The sequence below is a fragment of the Amycolatopsis endophytica genome (assembly GCF_013410405.1).
Classification (GTDB): domain Bacteria; phylum Actinomycetota; class Actinomycetes; order Mycobacteriales; family Pseudonocardiaceae; genus Amycolatopsis_E; species Amycolatopsis_E endophytica.
Genome location: NZ_JACCFK010000002.1, coordinates 1,302,095 through 1,318,476 on the forward strand (window position 1 = coordinate 1,302,095; position 16,382 = coordinate 1,318,476).

Below are 16,382 nucleotides of genomic sequence, written 5' to 3' on the forward strand. Positions count from 1 at the left end.
GACGAGGTCAGCGGACGGCGAGGGTGAGCAGGAAGTCCCCGGCGGGGGTCAGCTCGACGGTGGCGCCGCTGGGCACGTACACCGTCGTGTCCGGTTCCTCCAGCAGGCAGGGTCCGGACGCCCGGCCCAGCGCGCCGAACCCGCGGTGCACGTCGACCTCGGTGCGCTTGCCGGTGAGCGGTTCGATGACGGTGCGGCGCGCGAGTTCGTGGCGTTCCCCGTCGGCGCCCGCGACCTGGTCCACGGTCTGCACGTCGCTGCGGCCGATCGCGCGCACGCGGGAGTTGACCAGCAGGATTTCGGCTTCGGTCCAGGCGGTTCCGGCGCCGAACTCCTCCTCGTAGTCGGCGATGAACCGAGTGCGCAGCGCTTCCTTGTCGGCCTCGCCGAACGTGCCCGCGGGCAGACGGGTGGTCACCTCGAAGATCTGCCCGACGAACTTCATGTCCGCCTCGCGGTAGAGCTCGCGCCGGTCCTCCGGGATGTCCTCGGACTCGAACCAGGCCCGCGCACGGGCTTCGAGCGCGGCGAACTCCTTGTCCAGCGCGGCCGCGGGCTGGGCAGGGGTCCACGGGCTGGTCTGCACGGCCGGGAACACCGAGTCGGCGTGCATCAGGCCGTGTGCCGAGAACACGGCGGCGTTGCGCGGGATCACCACCTCGCGCACCCCGGCCTCCGCGGCGATGCCCGCCGCGAACAGCCCGCAGGCGCCGCCGAAACCGACGAGCGTGAACTCGCGCGGGTCGTGACCGCGGTTCACCGTGATCTTGCGCAGCGCGTTGGACATCTGCGACGTCGCCAGCCGGTACACGCCTTCGGCCGCGGCATCCTCGGTGATGCCCAGCGGTTCGGCCACCTGCTTGCGCAGCGCGGCCCGCGCCTGGTCCTCGTACAGCGGCACCGTGCCGCCGAGGTAGTAGTCCGGGTTGATCAGCCCGAGCACCAGCGCCGCGTCGGTCACCGCGGGCCGGGTGCCGCCCTTGCCGTAGCAGGCGGGTCCGGGGGTGGAACCGGCGCTGTGCGGGCCGACGCGCAGCAGGTTGCGCCCGTCGACCCAGGCGAGGCTGCCGCCGCCGGCGCCGATGGTTTCGATGTCCACGGCGGTCAGGCTCGTCGGCAGGCCGCCGATCTCGGCGCGCGGCAGCAACCGGAACTCGTCGTCGATGATCGCCGCCGCGTCGAGACTGGTGCCGCCCATGTCGGCGGTGAGCACACGGCTGCGGCCCAGCTGCCGTCCCAGCAGCCGCGCCCCGGTGACCCCGCCGACCGGACCCGAGTTGAACATCGAGATCGGCGCCTTGCCGGTCTCCTCGACGGACAGGAACCCGCCGTGCACCTGCATGATCTGCACACGGGTGCGCAGGCCCCGGCTCCGCAGCTCCTCGGCGAGGTGGTCGAAGTGCGAGGCCACGATCGGCTTGACCGCCGCGTCCAGCGCCGTGGTCACCATCCGCTCGTACTCGCGGTAGACCGGGGTCAGCTCGCTGGAGAGGGTGTAGGGGATGTCCGGGTGGTGCTTGTCGAGGTAGTCGCCGATCGCCTTCTCGTGCGCGGCGTTGCGGAACGACCACAGCAGACAGACCGCGATGGCCTCGGCGCCGGTGTCCAGAACCGCGTTCACGGCCGTGGCGATGGCGTCCTCGGTGAGCGGCACGAGCACGGTGCCGTGCGCGTCGACCCGTTCGGCCACCTCGACGATGCGGTGGCGTGCCACGATGTCCGGGGGCGCCGCCATCTCGTGCGGGTCGCGTTCGTCGGTGCGGGCCGAGCGGGCGATGCGCAGGGTGTCACGGAAACCCTGGGTGGTCAGCAGGCCGACGGCGGCGTACTTCTGCTCGTCGACGGCGTTGGTGACGATGGTGTTGCCCAGGACGAAGCGGTCGGCCGCCGCGAAGAACTCCGCTTCGGTCAGGCCCGCGCGCTCCTGGAGCACCCCGAGCGCGCCGAGGATCCCGGTGGTCACGTCCCTGGTCGAGAACGCCTTGCCCCGGATCGCACGCCCGTCGACGATCGCGACGGCGTCGGTGAACGTGCCGCCGACGTCGATGCCCACGTGAAGCGTCATGCTCGCTGTCTCCTTTGACTGCGTCGGTGCGGATCGTGCCACCCTCCGGACGGTACGAGCGCGCGTCCGTTCGGGCTATGTGTCGTTGGTCCAGAAAGGCGGCCAGGGCCCTGGGTGTTCGGCCCAGGGCGCCTCAGGCCCTCGCGCGAAGTTCGGCGAGAACCTGCTCGGCGTGGTCGGCGCGCACCTTGCGGTCGGCCAGCAGCCGGGCCACCACGGCCGGGACCTCGTCGGCGGTGGCGCCGACGGTGGTGGCGATGTTGCGGGCGTGCAGGGACATGTGGCCGCGCTGGATGCCCTCGGTGGCCAGCGCCCGCACCGCGGCGAAGTTCTGCGCCAGCCCGACCGCGGTGATGATCTCGGCCAGCTCGCTCGCGGTCCGCACGCCCAGCAGGGACACGGCCGCGCGCGCCACCGGGTGGACCTTCGTGGCGCCGCCGACGAGACCGACCGGCATCGGCAGTTCCAGGGTGCCCACCACGTTGCCGTCGGCGTCCTTTTCGAAGCGGGACAACGAGGTGTACTGCCCGGCGGCGGAGATGGCGTGCGAGTGGGCGCCGGATTCGACGGCGCGGGTGTCGTTGCCGGTGGCGAGCACGACGGCGCTGATGCCGTTCATGATGCCCTTGTTGTGGGTGGCGGCGCGGTAGGGATCGGCCTCCGCCAGCGCGGCCGCGTGCACGATGTCGTCCACGACGGCCTCCCCGCCCAGCGCTTCGGCGTCGAACACCGCACGGGCCCGGGACAGCCGCAGATCCGCCTTGTTGGTGAGGATCCGCAGCAGCGAACGGCCGCCGGCGATCTCCGCGGCCCGCGCGGCGACCGCCTCGGCCATGGTGTTGACCGCGTTCGCGCCCATCGCGTCCCGCACGTCCACCTGCAGGTGCGCCACCACGTAGGTCCCGGCGCGGGAGGGGACGAGGCGCACCGCGATGTCGCGGACGCCGCCACCGAACTCGACCAGCTTCTCGTCCTGCGCGTCGGCCAGCGCGATCAGCTCGTCACGGGCCTCCAGCAGGCGCACCCGCCCGGCCTCCGGGTCCGTGACGCCGACGAGCTGGACTTGGGCCTGCATGATCGGCGCGGTCGAGGAGGTGTGGAACCCGCCGTGGATGCGCGCGATCTTGGCCGCGTTGCTCGCCGCGGCCACCACGGACGCCTCCTCGGTCGCCATCGGCACGAGCACGTCGTGACCGTTGACGACGAAGTTCGTGCCGACACCCAGCGGGATGCCGAGGATCCCGACCACGTTCTCGATCATGTGGTCCGCCGCGCCGGTGGCGAGGCCCTGCTCCGGGGCGAACGCCGCGATCGACGCCGGGTCGACGCCCGCCGATTCGGCGACGGCCTTGCGCCGGGCCTCCACGGAGAGGTCCCGCAAACCCTGGATACGACTGCTGCGCGCCATGACGCCCCTTCCACCCCGATGTGTCTCGGGACAGGACGCTAACTCCGGGTGCTGCGGCGAGGAATGGACCGATCGTCCAGCACTGCACGCGCTGGTGTGGACTCCCGGCCACCACACGATGGCTTTGCCCGCGCCCAATAGGCTGCCCGCCGTGACCAACCTCCGGTGGGTGCCGAAACGGTGGCGCGGCGGCGCGGTGTGGTTCCCGCCGATCGGGCTGGCGCTGTTCGCCGCATCGCTCGTGCCGGACCTGCAGAGCCACGGGACCCAGTTCGGCGGTCTGCCCTCGCGTCCGTTCGACGTGCTGGCCGTCGTGGCGGTCGCCCTTCAGTGCGCCCCGCTCGCCGTGTGCCGCCGGTGGCCGGTCCCCTGCCTGGCCGTGGTGTCGCTCGGCTTCGCCGTCGACCAGCTGGGCGGCTACCACTCGGTCGCGGGCACGGCGCTGCCGCTCGCGCTGCTGAACGCGGGATCGCGGACGGCGGCGCACCGCCGCGCGACCGCGCTCGGGTTCTCCGCGGCGTTCCTGGTGCTGGTGGCCGCGTTCGAGTTGCGCGGCGCGGGCGAATCGCCGGGCGAGTACGTGGCGTTCTATCTCGCGCTGGTCCTCGCGTGGGGCATCGGCACGTGGTTGCGGTCCACCCGCGCCGCGGAGGCCGAACGCCGCCGCCGCGTCGCCGAGGACACTCGTGCCGCGGAGCGGACCCGCATCGCGCGCGAGCTGCACGACGTCGTGACCCACCACGTGACGGCGATGGTCGTGCAGGCCGAGGCGGCCCGTTACCTGACCGCCGCGCCGGAGCGGCTCGACGAGACCCTGGCCGCGGTCGGCGACACCGGGCGCCAGGCCATGGGCGATCTGCGGAAGCTGCTCGACGTGCTCGACCCCGGCCACGACGGCGAGGAGCTGCGGACCCTCGTCGAGCAGACGCGCCGCGCCGGGCAGCCGGTGGAGTTCACCGAGGCGGGCACCCCGGCGGATCCGGCGGGGCGCGCCGCTCCGGTCGCCTACCGGGTCGTGCGGGAGGCGCTGACCAACGCGCTGAAATACGCCCACGGCACTCCCACCACGGTGCGGGTGCACCACGGCGACCGGGAGATCACGGTGGAGGTCAGCACGGCCGGTTCCCGCGCCGGGTCCCTTGGCGGGAGCGGGCGGGGCCTGGACGGGCTGCGGGAGCGCGTCGACGGGCTGGGCGGCGAGTTCAGCGCGGGCCCGCGGGCCGGCGGCGGGTTTTCCGTGCGGGCCCGCATTCCCGCGGGCAGCGCGTCGTGACCGCGCCCGTCCGCGTCCTGGTCTGCGACGACCAGGCACTGGTGCGCACGGGGCTGGTGACGATCATCGACGCGCAGCCCGACCTGGAGGTGGCGGGCGAGTGCGGCGACGGGCAGGCCGCGGTGGACCTCGCGGGACGGCTGTGCCCGGACGTCGTCGTGATGGACGTGCGGATGCCGGTCCTCGACGGCATCGCGGCCACCCGTCTGCTGGCCGGCACCGGTGTGCCGAAGCCGGCCAAGGTGCTCGTGGTGACCACGTTCAACCTGGATTCCTACGTCTACGAGGCGCTGCGGGCCGGGGCGAGCGGCTTCCTGCTCAAGGACACGCCGCCCGCCCAGCTGCTGCAGGGAATCCGGACCGTGGCCTCCGGCGCGGCGCTGCTGGCGCCCGAGGTGACGCGGCAGCTCGTCGGCCGCTACGCCAGCCGGATCCGGCCCGCCGGGGACACCACCGGCGAGATTCCCTTGACCCCGCGCGAACTGGAGGTCCTCCGCCTGGTCGCGGACGGCCTGTCCAACCGCGAGATCGCCGCGGCACTCGTGATCAGCCAGGAGACCGTGAAGACGTTCGTGTCCCGCATGCTCGCCAAACTCGGGCTGCGCGACCGGGTGCAGGCCGTCATCTACGCCTACCGCCACGGTCTGGTCACCTGAGGTTCGCACCGTTCCCCGATTCCACAGTGGGAAGGCGCTGGGGTGTCGGGTGAGCGTCACCGGCAGGCCGGGACCGCTGCCGGGCCTTCGAGGAATGACCTTCCGGCCGGACTGAGCGATCGCCCGGGTTCACAGTCTCCCGGCGCGTTGCAGCGTCGCGACGGCCCGCACGGTGGCGTAGCCGCGCCATTCCAGTGCGGCGGCCGGGGAGAAGCTGGCGAAGTCGACGACCCAGCCACCGTCGTCCTGCTGCTGCCCGGCGAGCCGGTCGAGTTCTCGGTCGAGCACGCCGGGCGCCAGCAGCCTGCTCGCCGGGCTGCCCGGCACCGGCGCGAAGTCGAGCGCGCGCATCGTCTCCCCCTCGGAGCCGCCCTCGACCGGGACCAGACCGGTGCCCGGAACGGATTTCCCGAGCTGCTCCAGCAGGTTCGCGGCCTCCGGGTAGCGGTCGTGGATCGTGTCGAGGAACCGGACGGCGAACGCCAGCGCGATCGCAGGGGGTTGCTCGTCCAGTGCCGCGATGGCGTCCAGGCAGTACCGGGTGGCCCGGCCGAGCCACGGATGCCCGGCGACGGCGGGATCGTGCGCGGCGACGCGATGTGCGGCGCCAGCGGCGAAGGCGGTGCTCTGCAAGGTCGACACGACGGGATCGGCCCGCACCCAGAACGGCGCGCAGGCCGCCGGGTCACTGACCGGGAGCGCGAACGGCAGCCCGCCGTCGGGCAGGGTCACGCTGTCGAGCCAGTCGCACAACTCCGCCGCACGAGGACTCGTGACCGGCGCGATGTCCTCGAACACCTCGAAGGCGTGCAGCGCCCCGCCCGGCTGACTTTCCGGCGCCCGCAGGTCCGGTTCCAGCCCCCAGCCGTAGCCGCCGTCCGGATTGCGGTAGCCCGCCACGGCGGCGAGCACCGCAGCCGGATCCCCGGTCCCGGCGAGCAGCTCGAATCGGCGGCGGTCGAGCAGCCGTCCGTGCGCGGCGAGGAATCCCGCGGCGCGGTGAAGGTCAACGGTCATGGGCACAGCATGACCGTTCCCACGCGGAGCCGTCTTGAACGGAACGGACACCGCGCCGCGGGTCGCCGGGCTCAGGCGCCGATCGTCGCGGTGTCGATCACGAAGCGGTACCGCACGTCGCTGTGGGAGACGCGCTCGTAGGCTTCGTTGACCTGGTCCGCGGAGATCGTCTCGATCTCGGCGCCGATGCCGTGCTCGGCGCAGAAGTCGAGCATCTCCTGCGTCTGCGCGATCCCGCCGATCATCGAACCGGCCAGGATCTTGTTGCCGCCCAGGAGCGAGAAGGCGTTGTAGGACAACGGCTCGCCAGGAGCGCCCACGTTGACCATGGCGCCGCCGACGCGCAGCAGGCCGAGGTAGGCGTCCACCGGCAGCTGGGCCGACACCGTGTTGAGGATCAGGTCGAACCGGCCGCGCAGCGCCTCGAACGTGTTCTCGTCGCTGGTCGCGTAGTAGTCCTGCGCGCCGAGGCGGAGCCCGTCCTCCTGCTTCTTCAGGCTCTGGCTGAGCACGGTGACCTCCGCGCCCATCGCCGCGGCCAGCTTGACCGCCATGTGGCCCAGCCCGCCGAGCCCGATCACGGCGACCTTCTTGCCCGGGCCGGCACCCCACTGCCGCAGCGGGGAGTAGGTGGTGATGCCCGCGCACAGCAGCGGCGCGGCCACGTCGAGGCCGATGCCGTCGGGGATCCGGCACACGAAGGCGTCCCGGACGACGATCTGACGGCTGTAGCCGCCGTAGGTGTTCTCGCCGTCGAAGCCGACGCCGTTGTAGGTCTGGATGTTGCCCTTCACGCAGAACTGCTCGGTGCCTGCCCGGCAGTACTCGCACTCACCACACGAGTCCACCATGCAGCCGACCCCGACGCGGTCCCCGACCCGGTACTTCGTCACGTCCGAGCCGACGGCGGCGACCACACCGGCGATCTCGTGGCCCGGCACCATCGGGAAGATCGCCTGGCCCCAGTCCTCCTGGGCCTGGTGGATGTCGCTGTGGCAGATGCCGGCGTACGCGATGTCGATCAGCACGTCGTCCGGTCGCAGGTCGCGCCGCTGGATCGTCGTCGGCGCCAGTGGCGCTCCCGGCGACGGGACAGCGATAGCGTGCGTAGTCGTGGTCACAAAGCCTCCCATGAACGACAATGCAGGGCATGGAGTAAGAGCCCTCATACATCACCTACGTAAGAACGCTCTTACATATTTCGATCCGAGGATGTGATCCACGCCATGGGGGACAGGTACCACCACGGCAACCTGCGCGACGAGCTCGTGCGGGTGTCGCTCGACCTGATCGCCGAGCGCGGCGTGGCCGGGTTCTCCGTCGCCGAGGTGGCGCGGCGGGCCGGGGTCAGCCCCGCCGCGCCGTACCGGCACTTCCCGGAACGGGAGAGTCTGCTCGCGGCGGTCGCCGCCACCGTGGCAGGCCAGCTCGCGGACCGTGCCCGGGAGGCGATCGCCGCCGAGGACGACCCGGTCGGCGCACTGGCCGCGGCGGCCGGCGCCTACACCGCGTACCTGATCGACCGCCGCGCCGGCATGAACCTCATCTACGCCGACGGACTCCAGGGCCGCAAGCACGCCGAACTCCACGAGCACACGCGCTCGCTGACCGACCAGTTCCTCGTGCTGTGCCTGGCGGTGTGCGACCGGCCGCAGGACGGGCTCGAACTGATGGAACAGCTGTTCACGCAGGCCCACGGCTACGGCATGTTCTGGCTCGACGGCGTCTTCGTCAAACAGGGCTACTCCCCCGGCCAGGTGGTGACGAAGTCCGTGGCCGCGGCCCGCATCCTGATCGAAGGCCACCGACGGCGTTAGGGCACGCACCGAGCCAAGCGCGTCCCGCACCCGGCAACGCAGCCCACTCACCACGCCGACCCCACCTCCCCCGCCCACCTCAACGATCGACAGCGGGGTGGCCCACCACCAGCGCCAGGGCGTAGCGAAGCGAAGCCGCGCCCTCTGCCGCGTGCAGCGCGACCAACCCGCGTAGCGACAGCGAGCATCGACCGAGCTACTCGCGCCAATCTTGGCGTAGATATTGTCAACAATTTCTTCGACCGTTAGTGTGCGAGCAACGAGCCACGACGCACGAGGAACGACCTTGATCATCGACTGCCACGGCCACTACACGACCGCCCCGCCCGCACTCGCCGCCTGGCGCGACCAGCAGATCGCGTCACTGGACGGTTCCGTCGCCAAGCCCGACCGCGCCGACCTGCGGATCAGCGACGACGAGCTGCGCGAGACGATCGAGCCGAACCAGCTGCGGCTGATGGACGAACGCGGCATCGACCTGACGATCTTCTCGCCGCGCGCGTCGTTCATGGCGCACCACATCGGTGACTTCGACACGTCGTCGGAGTGGGCCGCCATCTGCAACGAGCTGTGTCACCGCGTCAGCACTCTCTACCCGGAGCGGTTCGTCCCGGCCGCGATGCTCCCGCAGTCGCCGGGCGTCGATCCCGCCACCTGCATCCCGGAGCTGACCCGCTGCGTGGAGGAGTACGGCGCCGTCGCGCTGAACCTCAACCCCGACCCCTCGGGCGGGCACTGGACGGCACCGCCGCTCACCGACCGCTCGTGGTACCCGATCTACGAAAAGATGGTCGAATACGACATTCCGGCCATGGTGCACGTCAGCACGAGCGTGAACCCCGCCTTCCACACCACCGGCGCGCACTACCTCAACGCCGACACCACCGCGTTCATGCAGCTCGTCCAGGGCGATCTGTTCCGCGACTTCCCGTCGCTGCGGCTGATCATCCCGCACGGCGGCGGCGCGGTGCCCTACCACTGGGGCCGCTTCCGCGGTCTGGCGATGGCGCTGGGCAAGCCGGAGCTGGAGGAACACGTGCTGAACAACGTCTTCTTCGACACCTGCGTGTACCACCAGCCGGGCTCGGACCTGCTCTTCGACGTCATCCCGGCCCGCAACATCCTCTTCGCCTCCGAGATGATCGGCGCGGTGCGCAGCGTCGACCCGCGCACCGGTCACCACTTCGACGACACCCGCCGCTACGCGGAATCCTCGACGCTGTCCGAAGAGGACTGGGCCGCGATCAGGGAGCACAACGCCCGCACCGTCTACCCGCGCCTGGACGCGCTGCTGAAGGGACAGGGCCGGTGACCGCGCCCAAGACGCCGGGCTGGCTGGACTGGTACGACGGCCCGTCCACACCGGGCTTCCGGCTGCCGCCGGGCACCGTCGACGCCCACTGCCACGTGTTCGGACCGCAGGCCGGGTTCCCGTTCGCGCCGGAGCGCAAGTACACGCCCTGCGACGCGAGCAAGGACCAGCTGTTCGCCCTGCGCGACCACCTGGGCGTCGCCCGCAACGTCATCGTGCAGGCCACCTGCCACGGCGCGGACAACTCCGCCATGGTCGACGCCGTCCGCGCCTCGGACGGCCGCGCGCGTGGCGTCGCGACCGTCCGCCCCGAGGTCACCGAGGCCGAACTCCGCGAACTCGACGCGGCGGGCGTGCGGGGCGTGCGGTTCAACTTCGTGAAGCGGCTCGTCGACGCCGCGCCCCACGAAGCACTGAGCACGATCGCGCGGAAGATCGCCCCGCTGGGCTGGCACGTGGTGCTCTACTTCGAGGCCGCCGACCTGCCCGAGCTGGAAGCCTTCTTCGGCTCGCTGCCCGCGCCGCTCGTGATCGACCACATGGGACGGCCGGACGTCACGAAACCCGTGGACGGCCCGGAATTCCAGCGGTTCCTGTCCTTCGTGGACCGCAACGACGTGTGGGTGAAGGTGAGCTGCCCCGAGCGCCTCACCGTCAGCGGTCCCCCTGCGCTGCACGGCCAACGCCACGCCTACACCGACGTCGTGCCCTTCGCCCGCCGCGTGGTCACCGAATTCGAAGACCGCGTGCTGTGGGGCACCGACTGGCCGCACCCCAACCTGAAAGACCACATGCCCGACGACGGCCTGCTCGTCGACTACGTCCCGCAGGTGGCCGAAACCGCTGAACTCCAGCGGAAACTGCTGGTCGGCAATCCGATGCGCCTCTACTGGCCCGGCGAATCCGCCTGAGCCCACTCCCCTTCCCGAAAGAGCATGCAGTGCAGCACGCCAACGCGCTGAACCGGCTGAACCGCCTGCCGGTCGCCCGGTTCCACAAGATCACCCTGTTCGCCGTCGCGTTCGCCTACTTCTTCGAGTTCGCCGACATCAACAGTTTCGCCACCACCGCGCCCAAGCTGATCAAGCTGTGGGGTGTGACGGTCGACCAGGTCGCCTACGTGACCTCGCTGTCGTTCGTCGGGATGTTCTTCGGCTCGATCGTGGCGAGCAAGTTCGCCGACCGCTGGGGCCGCAAGAACGCGCTGGTGTGGACGACGGTCTGGTTCGGCGTCTTCTCGTTCGCGGCCGTGTTCTCCTGGGACGTCGTGTCGCTGGGCGTGTTCCGGGTGCTGACCTCGGCCGGCCTGTCGGCGATGACCGTGGTCGCGGTCATCTACGTCAACGAGCTCTATCCCGCGACCAGCCGCGGCAAGTACCAGGCGTACGCGATCGTGATCGGCATCTGCGGCACGCCGGTGACCAACCTGATCGCGAGCCTGGTGGTTCCGCTGAGCGACTGGTCGTGGCGGCTGGTGTACCTGTGGGGCGCGCTCGGCATCCTGCTGGTGGTCTTCACGCGGCGACTCAAGGAATCGCCCCGCTGGTACGAGAGCCGGGGCGAGCACGCCAAGGCCGACGCGGTGCTGCGGGAGATCGAGGAGCAGGTCGAGGCGGAGAAGGGCCCGCTGCCGGAGCCCGCGCCGCCGGTCGAGGAAGCCCCGGTGGCCAAGGCGCCGCTGCGGCTGTTGCTGCGCAAGAAGTACCTGTTCCCGACGCTGCTGCTGACGGTGCTGTGGGTGACGCAGACGATCGGGTTCTTCGGCTATTCGAGCTGGGCTCCGACACTGCTGGCCAAGGAGGGTTTCAGCGTCGAGAAGTCGGTGTTCTACGTGGCGCTCACGACCGTCGGCGCGCCGCTCGGGTCCTACCTGGCCGCGCTGGTGACCGACCGGTTCGAGCGCAAGTGGTGCCTGGTCGTGTTCGGCTCGGTGATCGCGCTGTGCGGGCTGTTCTACGGGCTGACGTTCAACCCGCTGCTGATCGTGGTGTTCGGGTTCCTGGTGAACCTGTTCGAGCGCGGCTACACGGCGCTGGGTTACGCGTATTCGCCGGAGCTGTTCGACACGCGGGGCCGGTCGCTGGGCACCGGCGTGTCCTACGGTCTCGGCCGCCTGTCGAACGCGGCGGGACCGCTGATCGTGTCCACCCTGTACCAGGGCAGCGGCTACCAGAGCGTGTTCCTGTTCATCGCCGGGACGTGGCTGGTCGGCGCGATCGTGCTGGCGATCTTCGGACCGCGCACCCGGCCGGCGAAGGTCGGGGAGCGCGCACCGGAGCCGGTCGAGGTCTGACCGCCCGGCGCGCCGGGCGAAACGCACGGCCACCGGTCTCCGGCTTCCGGGGTGGACGGATGATGGTCACGGTCGCACCGGCGGCCGTCCGACGACCACGACCGCGGAGGCCGATCGTGTCCCGACCCGTGCCCGGACCGTCCCGGCGCGCACCGCTGCACCCGATGACCGCTCTCGGCTGTGCCGTGGTGTCCGTGGGCCTGTTGCTGCTGCTGCCCGCCGTGGCGGCCGAACCGGAGCTCGGACCGGTGCCGCGTCCCGGAGACTCCGGATGGTGGCCGGCGGTCGCGGTGCTGGTGGCCCAGGCACTGGCCGTCGTGTGGGTGGCGAGGTTCCCCACCGCGGTGCTGCCGGGTCTGGCCGCGGCGCCACTGCTGCTGGCCTGGCTGACGCCGGGCGCGGCGTTCAGCTTCGGCGGGGTCGCCGAGCTCGCCGGGGTGTTCCTCGCCGTGGTCGCGCGGCCGGTGCGCCGGTTGTGGCCGGCGCTGGTGGCCGCCGCACTGGTGATGGTGGCCGGGCAGTCGCTCAGCACGGTCCGCGCCGTCACCTCCGATGTGCCCACGACGGTCCTCGGCGCGCTGGCGCAGTCGCTGGCCATCGCCGGGCTCCCGTTGTTGCTGGGCTCGGTGGTCGCCGCGCAACGGAACCTGCACGAAGCCCGCCGCCAGGAGGTGCGGGCGTTGCGCCGCGAACAGGACGCCTTGCTGCAGGCCGCGGTCTCGCGCCAGCGGGTGGCGATGTCGCGCGAGCTGCACGACATCGCCGCGCACCACATGTCCGGAATCGCGATGATGGCCGCGGCGGTCGGACGGCAGATCGACTCCGATCCGGCCACGGCGAAACAGTCGGCACGGCAGATCCGGGAGCAGAGCCGGTCCGTCCTCGACGATCTGCGACGGCTGGTCGGCTTGCTGCGCGACGATGCCGACGAGGTCCTGCCGATGGACGCGCTGGAAGCCGTGTCCGCGCTCGTGGAGAACCGGCGGGGCGCGGGGATGGAGATCGATCTGCGCATGCCGCCGGGACGGGGGAAGACCGGTGCCGGGCCGCTGGCCCAGCTCGTCGCCTACCGGGTGGTCCAGGAGTCGCTGGCCAACGCCGCGGCGCACGCGCCGGGCGCGCGGTGCGCCGTCGAGATCACCGAGCCACGCGACCACCGGTTCACGGTCACCGTCCGCAATGGTCCGCCCACCGGGCCCGATCCCGGTCCCGGCGGCGGGTTCGGACTGGTCGGCATGGCGGAGCGGGCGCAGCTGGTGGGCGCCGAACTCACCTACGGGGCCACGCGGGAGGGCGGCTGGGAGGTCCGTCTGACCCTTCCGGAGGAGGACGCGGCCGATACGATGCGCGCACCTGCCCGCCCCCCGGAGGACGCTTCATGATCCGCGTGCTCATCGCCGACGACCAGCACCTGGTACGCGCCGGCCTGTCGGCGCTGCTCGGAGCCGAACCCGGCATCGAGGTGGCCGGGGTGGCCCGGGACGGGACGGAGGCGCTGGAGCTGGCCCGTGAGCTGGTGCCCGACGTGGCCTGCCTCGACGTCCGGATGCCGGGCCGCAGCGGCATCGACGTGGCCGGGGAGCTGTGTGCTCCCGGTGCCCAGCCGCAGGTGCCGGTCCTCGTGCTGACCACGTTCGGCCTCGACGAGTACGTCTTCGGTGCGCTCGAGGCCGGGGTGTCGGGGTTCCTGCTCAAGGACTCCGAGCCCGACGTCATCGTGCGCGCGGTCCGCCAGGTCGCCGCCGGCCAGGGCACCATCGACCACACGCTCACCCGGCGGATCATGCGTGAGTTCGTCCAGCGCCGCCGCCTGCAGCCGGTGACCGCACAGCGTGCCGGTGACCTGCTCACCCCCCGCGAGCTGGAGATCCTGTTGCTGCTCGCGCAGGGGATGTCGAACGACGAGATCGCGCGCACCCTCGTGGTCGAGGTGTCGACGGTGAAATCGCACCTCGCCCGGATGCTGCCCAAGCTCGGCGTGCAGTCCCGGCTGCAGGCGGTGGTCTGGGCCTACCAGAACCACGTCGTGGCGGTGCCCGGAGGATGATCCCGGTGCACGCGGGTCAGCGCACGTCCGCGGGCCGGTACCCGAGCCGCCCGCGCGTTCCGGCGAGGACCAGCAGGGCCGCGACGACCGCACCGGCGGCCATGGCCCGCATCACCTCATCGGCGTCGATCGTCGGGAAGACCTCCGCCCAGACGATCGAGGCGAAGTTGTTCACGCTCACGTGCAGCAGCATCGACAGCGGGAGGCTCTCCCCCGAGCGGTTGAACACCCAGGTCATGACGATGTTGAACCCGATGCAGAACACGGTGAAGGCGACCGGGCGGGTCCAGTCCGCGTCCGGCCAGCCGCCCCACTCGGTGGCGAACAGCGGCAGGTGCCACACCGCCCACAGCGGTCCCAGCACCATCGTCCCGGTGAACGCACCGAAGCGGCGCTGCAACCGGGGAAGCGCGAAGTCACGCCAGCCGGGTTCCTCGGCGAGACCGGTCGTGACCATCTGGAGCAGCAGACCCGGGAGGTAGGCGGACACGACCATCAGCGACGGCGCGCTCATCTGCCCGCCGGAGAAGACATAGCCGATGGCCAGCATGGCCGCGGGCACGCCGAGCAGGGTCACCGCGTACCAGTGCCACCGCACCCGCCAGCGCCACATCCGCCCGGCCCACTGCCGCAACCCGGCCCGCCCGCCGGTGACCGCCGTGACGAACAACGCCGAGCCGATGGGGCCGAGGTAGGCGCCGGGCAGCACGCCGAGGAGCTGGCTGGTGCCCAGCACGTCCGGGAACCGGTAGCTCCAGATCCCGAGACCGTTCCGGGACAGGATGTAGGGCACCCAGGCCAGCCAGCTCATCAGGTTGGCGAGCGCGAAGAAGCTGAGCAGCGGCCGCCGCCGCACCACGTCGAGAACGGAACGCCGCCGCGCGGCGGGCGGGTCCGCCGGGTCGTGCCGGAGGCTGTCTTGCTGGGGATTCCTGGTCCTGATCGTCATGCACGGAGTGTGCGATCGGGCGGCACTCCGGCACGACGTGCGAAGGATCGAAGACCGCGGATGCCATCGAAAGATGCAAGCCGTGCTCGCGTGCGGACGCCGGTCAGTGGGCGAAGTCCCAGCGGGTGGCGCCGTGCGGTTCGGCCGTGGCGACGCCGAACGCGGTGTGCACGGTGAGCCGGTAGAGGTGCCAGGGTGGCGGGCCCGCGCTCGGGGCGGTGAACGGCGCGGTGAAGGCGCCGCCCTCGACGGAGGTCGGCCAGCCGCTGTCCCGGTAGAAGGCCGCGACGTGGTCGAGGGTCGCGGAGCCGGTGACCCGTGTGGCGTCGCCCTCCAGGACGAGGTCGATGCCGCGCAGCCGGACCGACACGGTGCAGGCGGGGTTCACCGCGAGGTTGCGGGCGCGGCGGGTGCGCGGTCCGCTGACGAAGTACAGCGTGTCGTCCACCCACACGGCGCCGACGCCGGCCGAGTGCGGTCGACCGTCCGGCCGCACCGTCGAGACGAAGAACGTGAGGTCGACGGAGGCCGAGTCGCTGGTCAGGACATCGCGGGGACGGCTCCACGGCAGCTCCGCGTGTCCGTACTGGTCGAGGTTGCGAGCCGAGATCGGCTGGTTCCTGGTGTCAGTCATACCCGCACGTCGGACGAGCGGGCCGCGTTTCGACACCCGTCCCGGACCGATTTCCGCGGCGTCGCCGGGAATGGACCGTGACAGCGGTTCCGCTATCACGAGGGTCGTGAGCGGGGACGTCGATGAGGCGCGGACCGGTACCACCGCGGCCCAGCTGCTGTGACGGCCACCAGCGTGGGCTGACCCAGCGGGAACTCGCCGCCGCCGCGGGCGTGCCGCAGTCGACGGTGGCCACCATCGAGTCCGGCAGGCGGCAGCCGTCGTTCGCCATGCTGGAACGACTTCTCCGGGCGGCGGGTTTCCGCCTCGCGACACACCTGGTGAACGCGATGCGCCCCAGCCGCCTGCTCGATCGCTACCGCCGTGACGTCACCGGGATCCTCGGGCGGTACCCGATCGCGCGGGTGTGGCTGTTCGGCTCCGTCGCCAGGGGGGGACGACCGCCCGGACTCCGACCTCGACCTGCTCGTCGAACTCCACGCCCACGCCTCGGTAGCCGACGTCCTCGGGCTCGACGACGAACTGTCCGGCCTGCTCGGCTGCCCGGTCGACATCGTGACCACCACCGACCTGGACTCCAACCCCCTGCTCCGCCGAGGCGTCGACCGCGACCGCCGCCCCTTCGACTGCACAGTCTGATGGCCGACGGCTCGCGGTTGGGCCACTTGCCGCAATTCCCGCGAAGCTCGTAACGCCACCCTGCACGGCGACGACCAATGGCGGAAAGCTGAAGCGGTCACCACTACCCCGAAGTGTGCCGGGAATGCCTGACGCCCTCGCTCGATCCGGTTCCGTGCTCAGGATCGCCGTGCCGTGCGCTGTTCTGGCGGGCGGTCTCATGCTGGCGCTCGCGGCACCCGCTCCGGGGTCACCGGCCGGGCCCAGCGACCGGAACGTGATCGCGTCGCTGC

General features: G+C 71.5%; 15 protein-coding genes and 1 pseudogene. 10 read left to right on the forward strand and 6 right to left on the reverse strand.

Annotation, left to right across the window (positions count from 1 at the left end):
* Positions 1-7: 7 nt before the first annotated feature.
* Positions 8-2,065 carry a hydantoinase/oxoprolinase family protein gene (locus HNR02_RS31775; RefSeq protein ID WP_179777306.1) on the reverse strand — a complete coding sequence of 686 codons (2,058 nt, stop codon included), beginning with the start codon at positions 2,063-2,065 and terminating at the stop codon, positions 8-10.
* Between the two features lie 133 nt (positions 2,066-2,198).
* On the reverse strand, positions 2,199-3,473 hold the full coding sequence (locus tag HNR02_RS31780; RefSeq protein WP_179777307.1) for a hydroxymethylglutaryl-CoA reductase, degradative: 1,275 nt from the start codon (positions 3,471-3,473) through the stop codon (positions 2,199-2,201).
* A gap of 151 nt (positions 3,474-3,624) precedes the next feature.
* Here HNR02_RS31780 and HNR02_RS31785 point away from each other — a divergent pair, with 151 nt between their 5' ends.
* On the forward strand, positions 3,625-4,746 hold the full coding sequence (locus HNR02_RS31785) for a sensor histidine kinase (RefSeq protein WP_312861240.1): 1,122 nt from the start codon (positions 3,625-3,627) through the stop codon (positions 4,744-4,746).
* Entirely contained in the window at positions 4,743-5,402 is a 660-nt protein-coding gene (locus tag HNR02_RS31790; protein WP_179777309.1) for a response regulator, read from the forward strand. The genes HNR02_RS31785 and HNR02_RS31790 overlap by 4 nt, the downstream gene beginning before the upstream one ends.
* A gap of 129 nt (positions 5,403-5,531) precedes the next feature.
* On the opposite strand, the gene HNR02_RS31795 is transcribed toward HNR02_RS31790, so the two are convergent.
* Together HNR02_RS31795 and HNR02_RS31800 are read right to left on the reverse strand one after the other, a co-directional pair.
* On the reverse strand, positions 5,532-6,419 hold the full coding sequence (locus tag HNR02_RS31795) for a hypothetical protein (protein WP_179777310.1): 888 nt from the start codon (positions 6,417-6,419) through the stop codon (positions 5,532-5,534).
* 71 nt (positions 6,420-6,490) lie between these two features.
* A complete protein-coding gene (locus HNR02_RS31800; protein ID WP_312861241.1) occupies positions 6,491-7,540 on the reverse strand; it encodes an NAD(P)-dependent alcohol dehydrogenase in 1,050 nt (349 codons plus the stop codon).
* Positions 7,541-7,645: 105 nt separating this feature from the next.
* On the opposite strand from HNR02_RS31800, the gene HNR02_RS31805 reads away from it, so the two are divergent.
* From HNR02_RS31805 to HNR02_RS31830, 6 genes are all read left to right on the forward strand, one after another.
* The gene (locus HNR02_RS31805; RefSeq protein ID WP_218914346.1) at positions 7,646-8,236 is read left to right on the forward strand and encodes a TetR/AcrR family transcriptional regulator; all 591 of its coding nucleotides are present in this window, start codon (positions 7,646-7,648) and stop codon (positions 8,234-8,236) included.
* 286 nt (positions 8,237-8,522) lie between these two features.
* Positions 8,523-9,548: an amidohydrolase family protein gene (locus HNR02_RS31810; RefSeq protein ID WP_179777313.1), complete on the forward strand. Its 1,026-nt coding sequence runs from the start codon at positions 8,523-8,525 to the stop codon at positions 9,546-9,548.
* A complete protein-coding gene (locus HNR02_RS31815) occupies positions 9,545-10,459 on the forward strand; it encodes an amidohydrolase family protein (RefSeq protein WP_179777314.1) in 915 nt (304 codons plus the stop codon). The genes HNR02_RS31810 and HNR02_RS31815 overlap by 4 nt, the downstream gene beginning before the upstream one ends.
* Positions 10,460-10,488: 29 nt before the next feature.
* Entirely contained in the window at positions 10,489-11,841 is a 1,353-nt protein-coding gene (locus tag HNR02_RS31820; RefSeq protein WP_179777315.1) for an MFS transporter, read from the forward strand.
* Between the two features lie 116 nt (positions 11,842-11,957).
* Entirely contained in the window at positions 11,958-13,223 is a 1,266-nt protein-coding gene (locus tag HNR02_RS36640; RefSeq protein WP_179777316.1) for a sensor histidine kinase, read from the forward strand.
* Positions 13,220-13,888, forward strand: a complete 669-nt coding sequence (locus HNR02_RS31830; RefSeq protein WP_179777317.1) for a response regulator — start codon at positions 13,220-13,222, stop codon at positions 13,886-13,888. Before HNR02_RS36640 ends, HNR02_RS31830 begins: the two co-directional genes overlap by 4 nt.
* A gap of 16 nt (positions 13,889-13,904) precedes the next feature.
* Here the strand turns inward: HNR02_RS31830 and HNR02_RS31835 are convergent, their stop codons facing one another.
* Together HNR02_RS31835 and HNR02_RS31840 are read right to left on the reverse strand one after the other, a co-directional pair.
* Complete coding sequence (locus HNR02_RS31835) at positions 13,905-14,837, reverse strand: CPBP family intramembrane glutamic endopeptidase (protein ID WP_179777318.1); 933 nt, start codon at positions 14,835-14,837, stop codon at positions 13,905-13,907.
* Between the two features lie 103 nt (positions 14,838-14,940).
* Entirely contained in the window at positions 14,941-15,471 is a 531-nt protein-coding gene (locus HNR02_RS31840) for a pyridoxamine 5'-phosphate oxidase family protein (RefSeq protein WP_179777319.1), read from the reverse strand.
* 122 nt (positions 15,472-15,593) lie between these two features.
* On the opposite strand from HNR02_RS31840, the pseudogene HNR02_RS36645 reads away from it, so the two are divergent.
* A pseudogene (locus HNR02_RS36645) lies at positions 15,594-15,713 on the forward strand (helix-turn-helix domain-containing protein); the annotation flags it as partial.
* Between the two features lie 121 nt (positions 15,714-15,834).
* On the forward strand, positions 15,835-16,110 hold the full coding sequence (locus HNR02_RS36650; RefSeq protein ID WP_312861297.1) for a nucleotidyltransferase family protein: 276 nt from the start codon (positions 15,835-15,837) through the stop codon (positions 16,108-16,110).
* The last annotated feature ends 272 nt before the right edge of the window (positions 16,111-16,382 follow it).

Bases quoted from the DNA above. Each gene is read 5' to 3' on its own strand.
- HNR02_RS31775 (WP_179777306.1), bottom strand. From the start codon at position 2,065: ATGACGCTTCACGTGGGCATCGACGTCGGCGGCACGTTCACCGACGCC.
- HNR02_RS31780 (WP_179777307.1), bottom strand. From the start codon at position 3,473: ATGGCGCGCAGCAGTCGTATCCAGGGTTTGCGGGACCTCTCCGTGGAG.
- HNR02_RS31795 (WP_179777310.1), bottom strand. From the start codon at position 6,419: ATGACCGTTGACCTTCACCGCGCCGCGGGATTCCTCGCCGCGCACGGA.
- HNR02_RS31805 (WP_218914346.1), top strand. From the start codon at position 7,646: ATGGGGGACAGGTACCACCACGGCAACCTGCGCGACGAGCTCGTGCGG.
- HNR02_RS31830 (WP_179777317.1), top strand. From the start codon at position 13,220: ATGATCCGCGTGCTCATCGCCGACGACCAGCACCTGGTACGCGCCGGC.
- HNR02_RS31835 (WP_179777318.1), bottom strand. From the start codon at position 14,837: ATGACGATCAGGACCAGGAATCCCCAGCAAGACAGCCTCCGGCACGAC.
- HNR02_RS31840 (WP_179777319.1), bottom strand. From the start codon at position 15,471: ATGACTGACACCAGGAACCAGCCGATCTCGGCTCGCAACCTCGACCAG.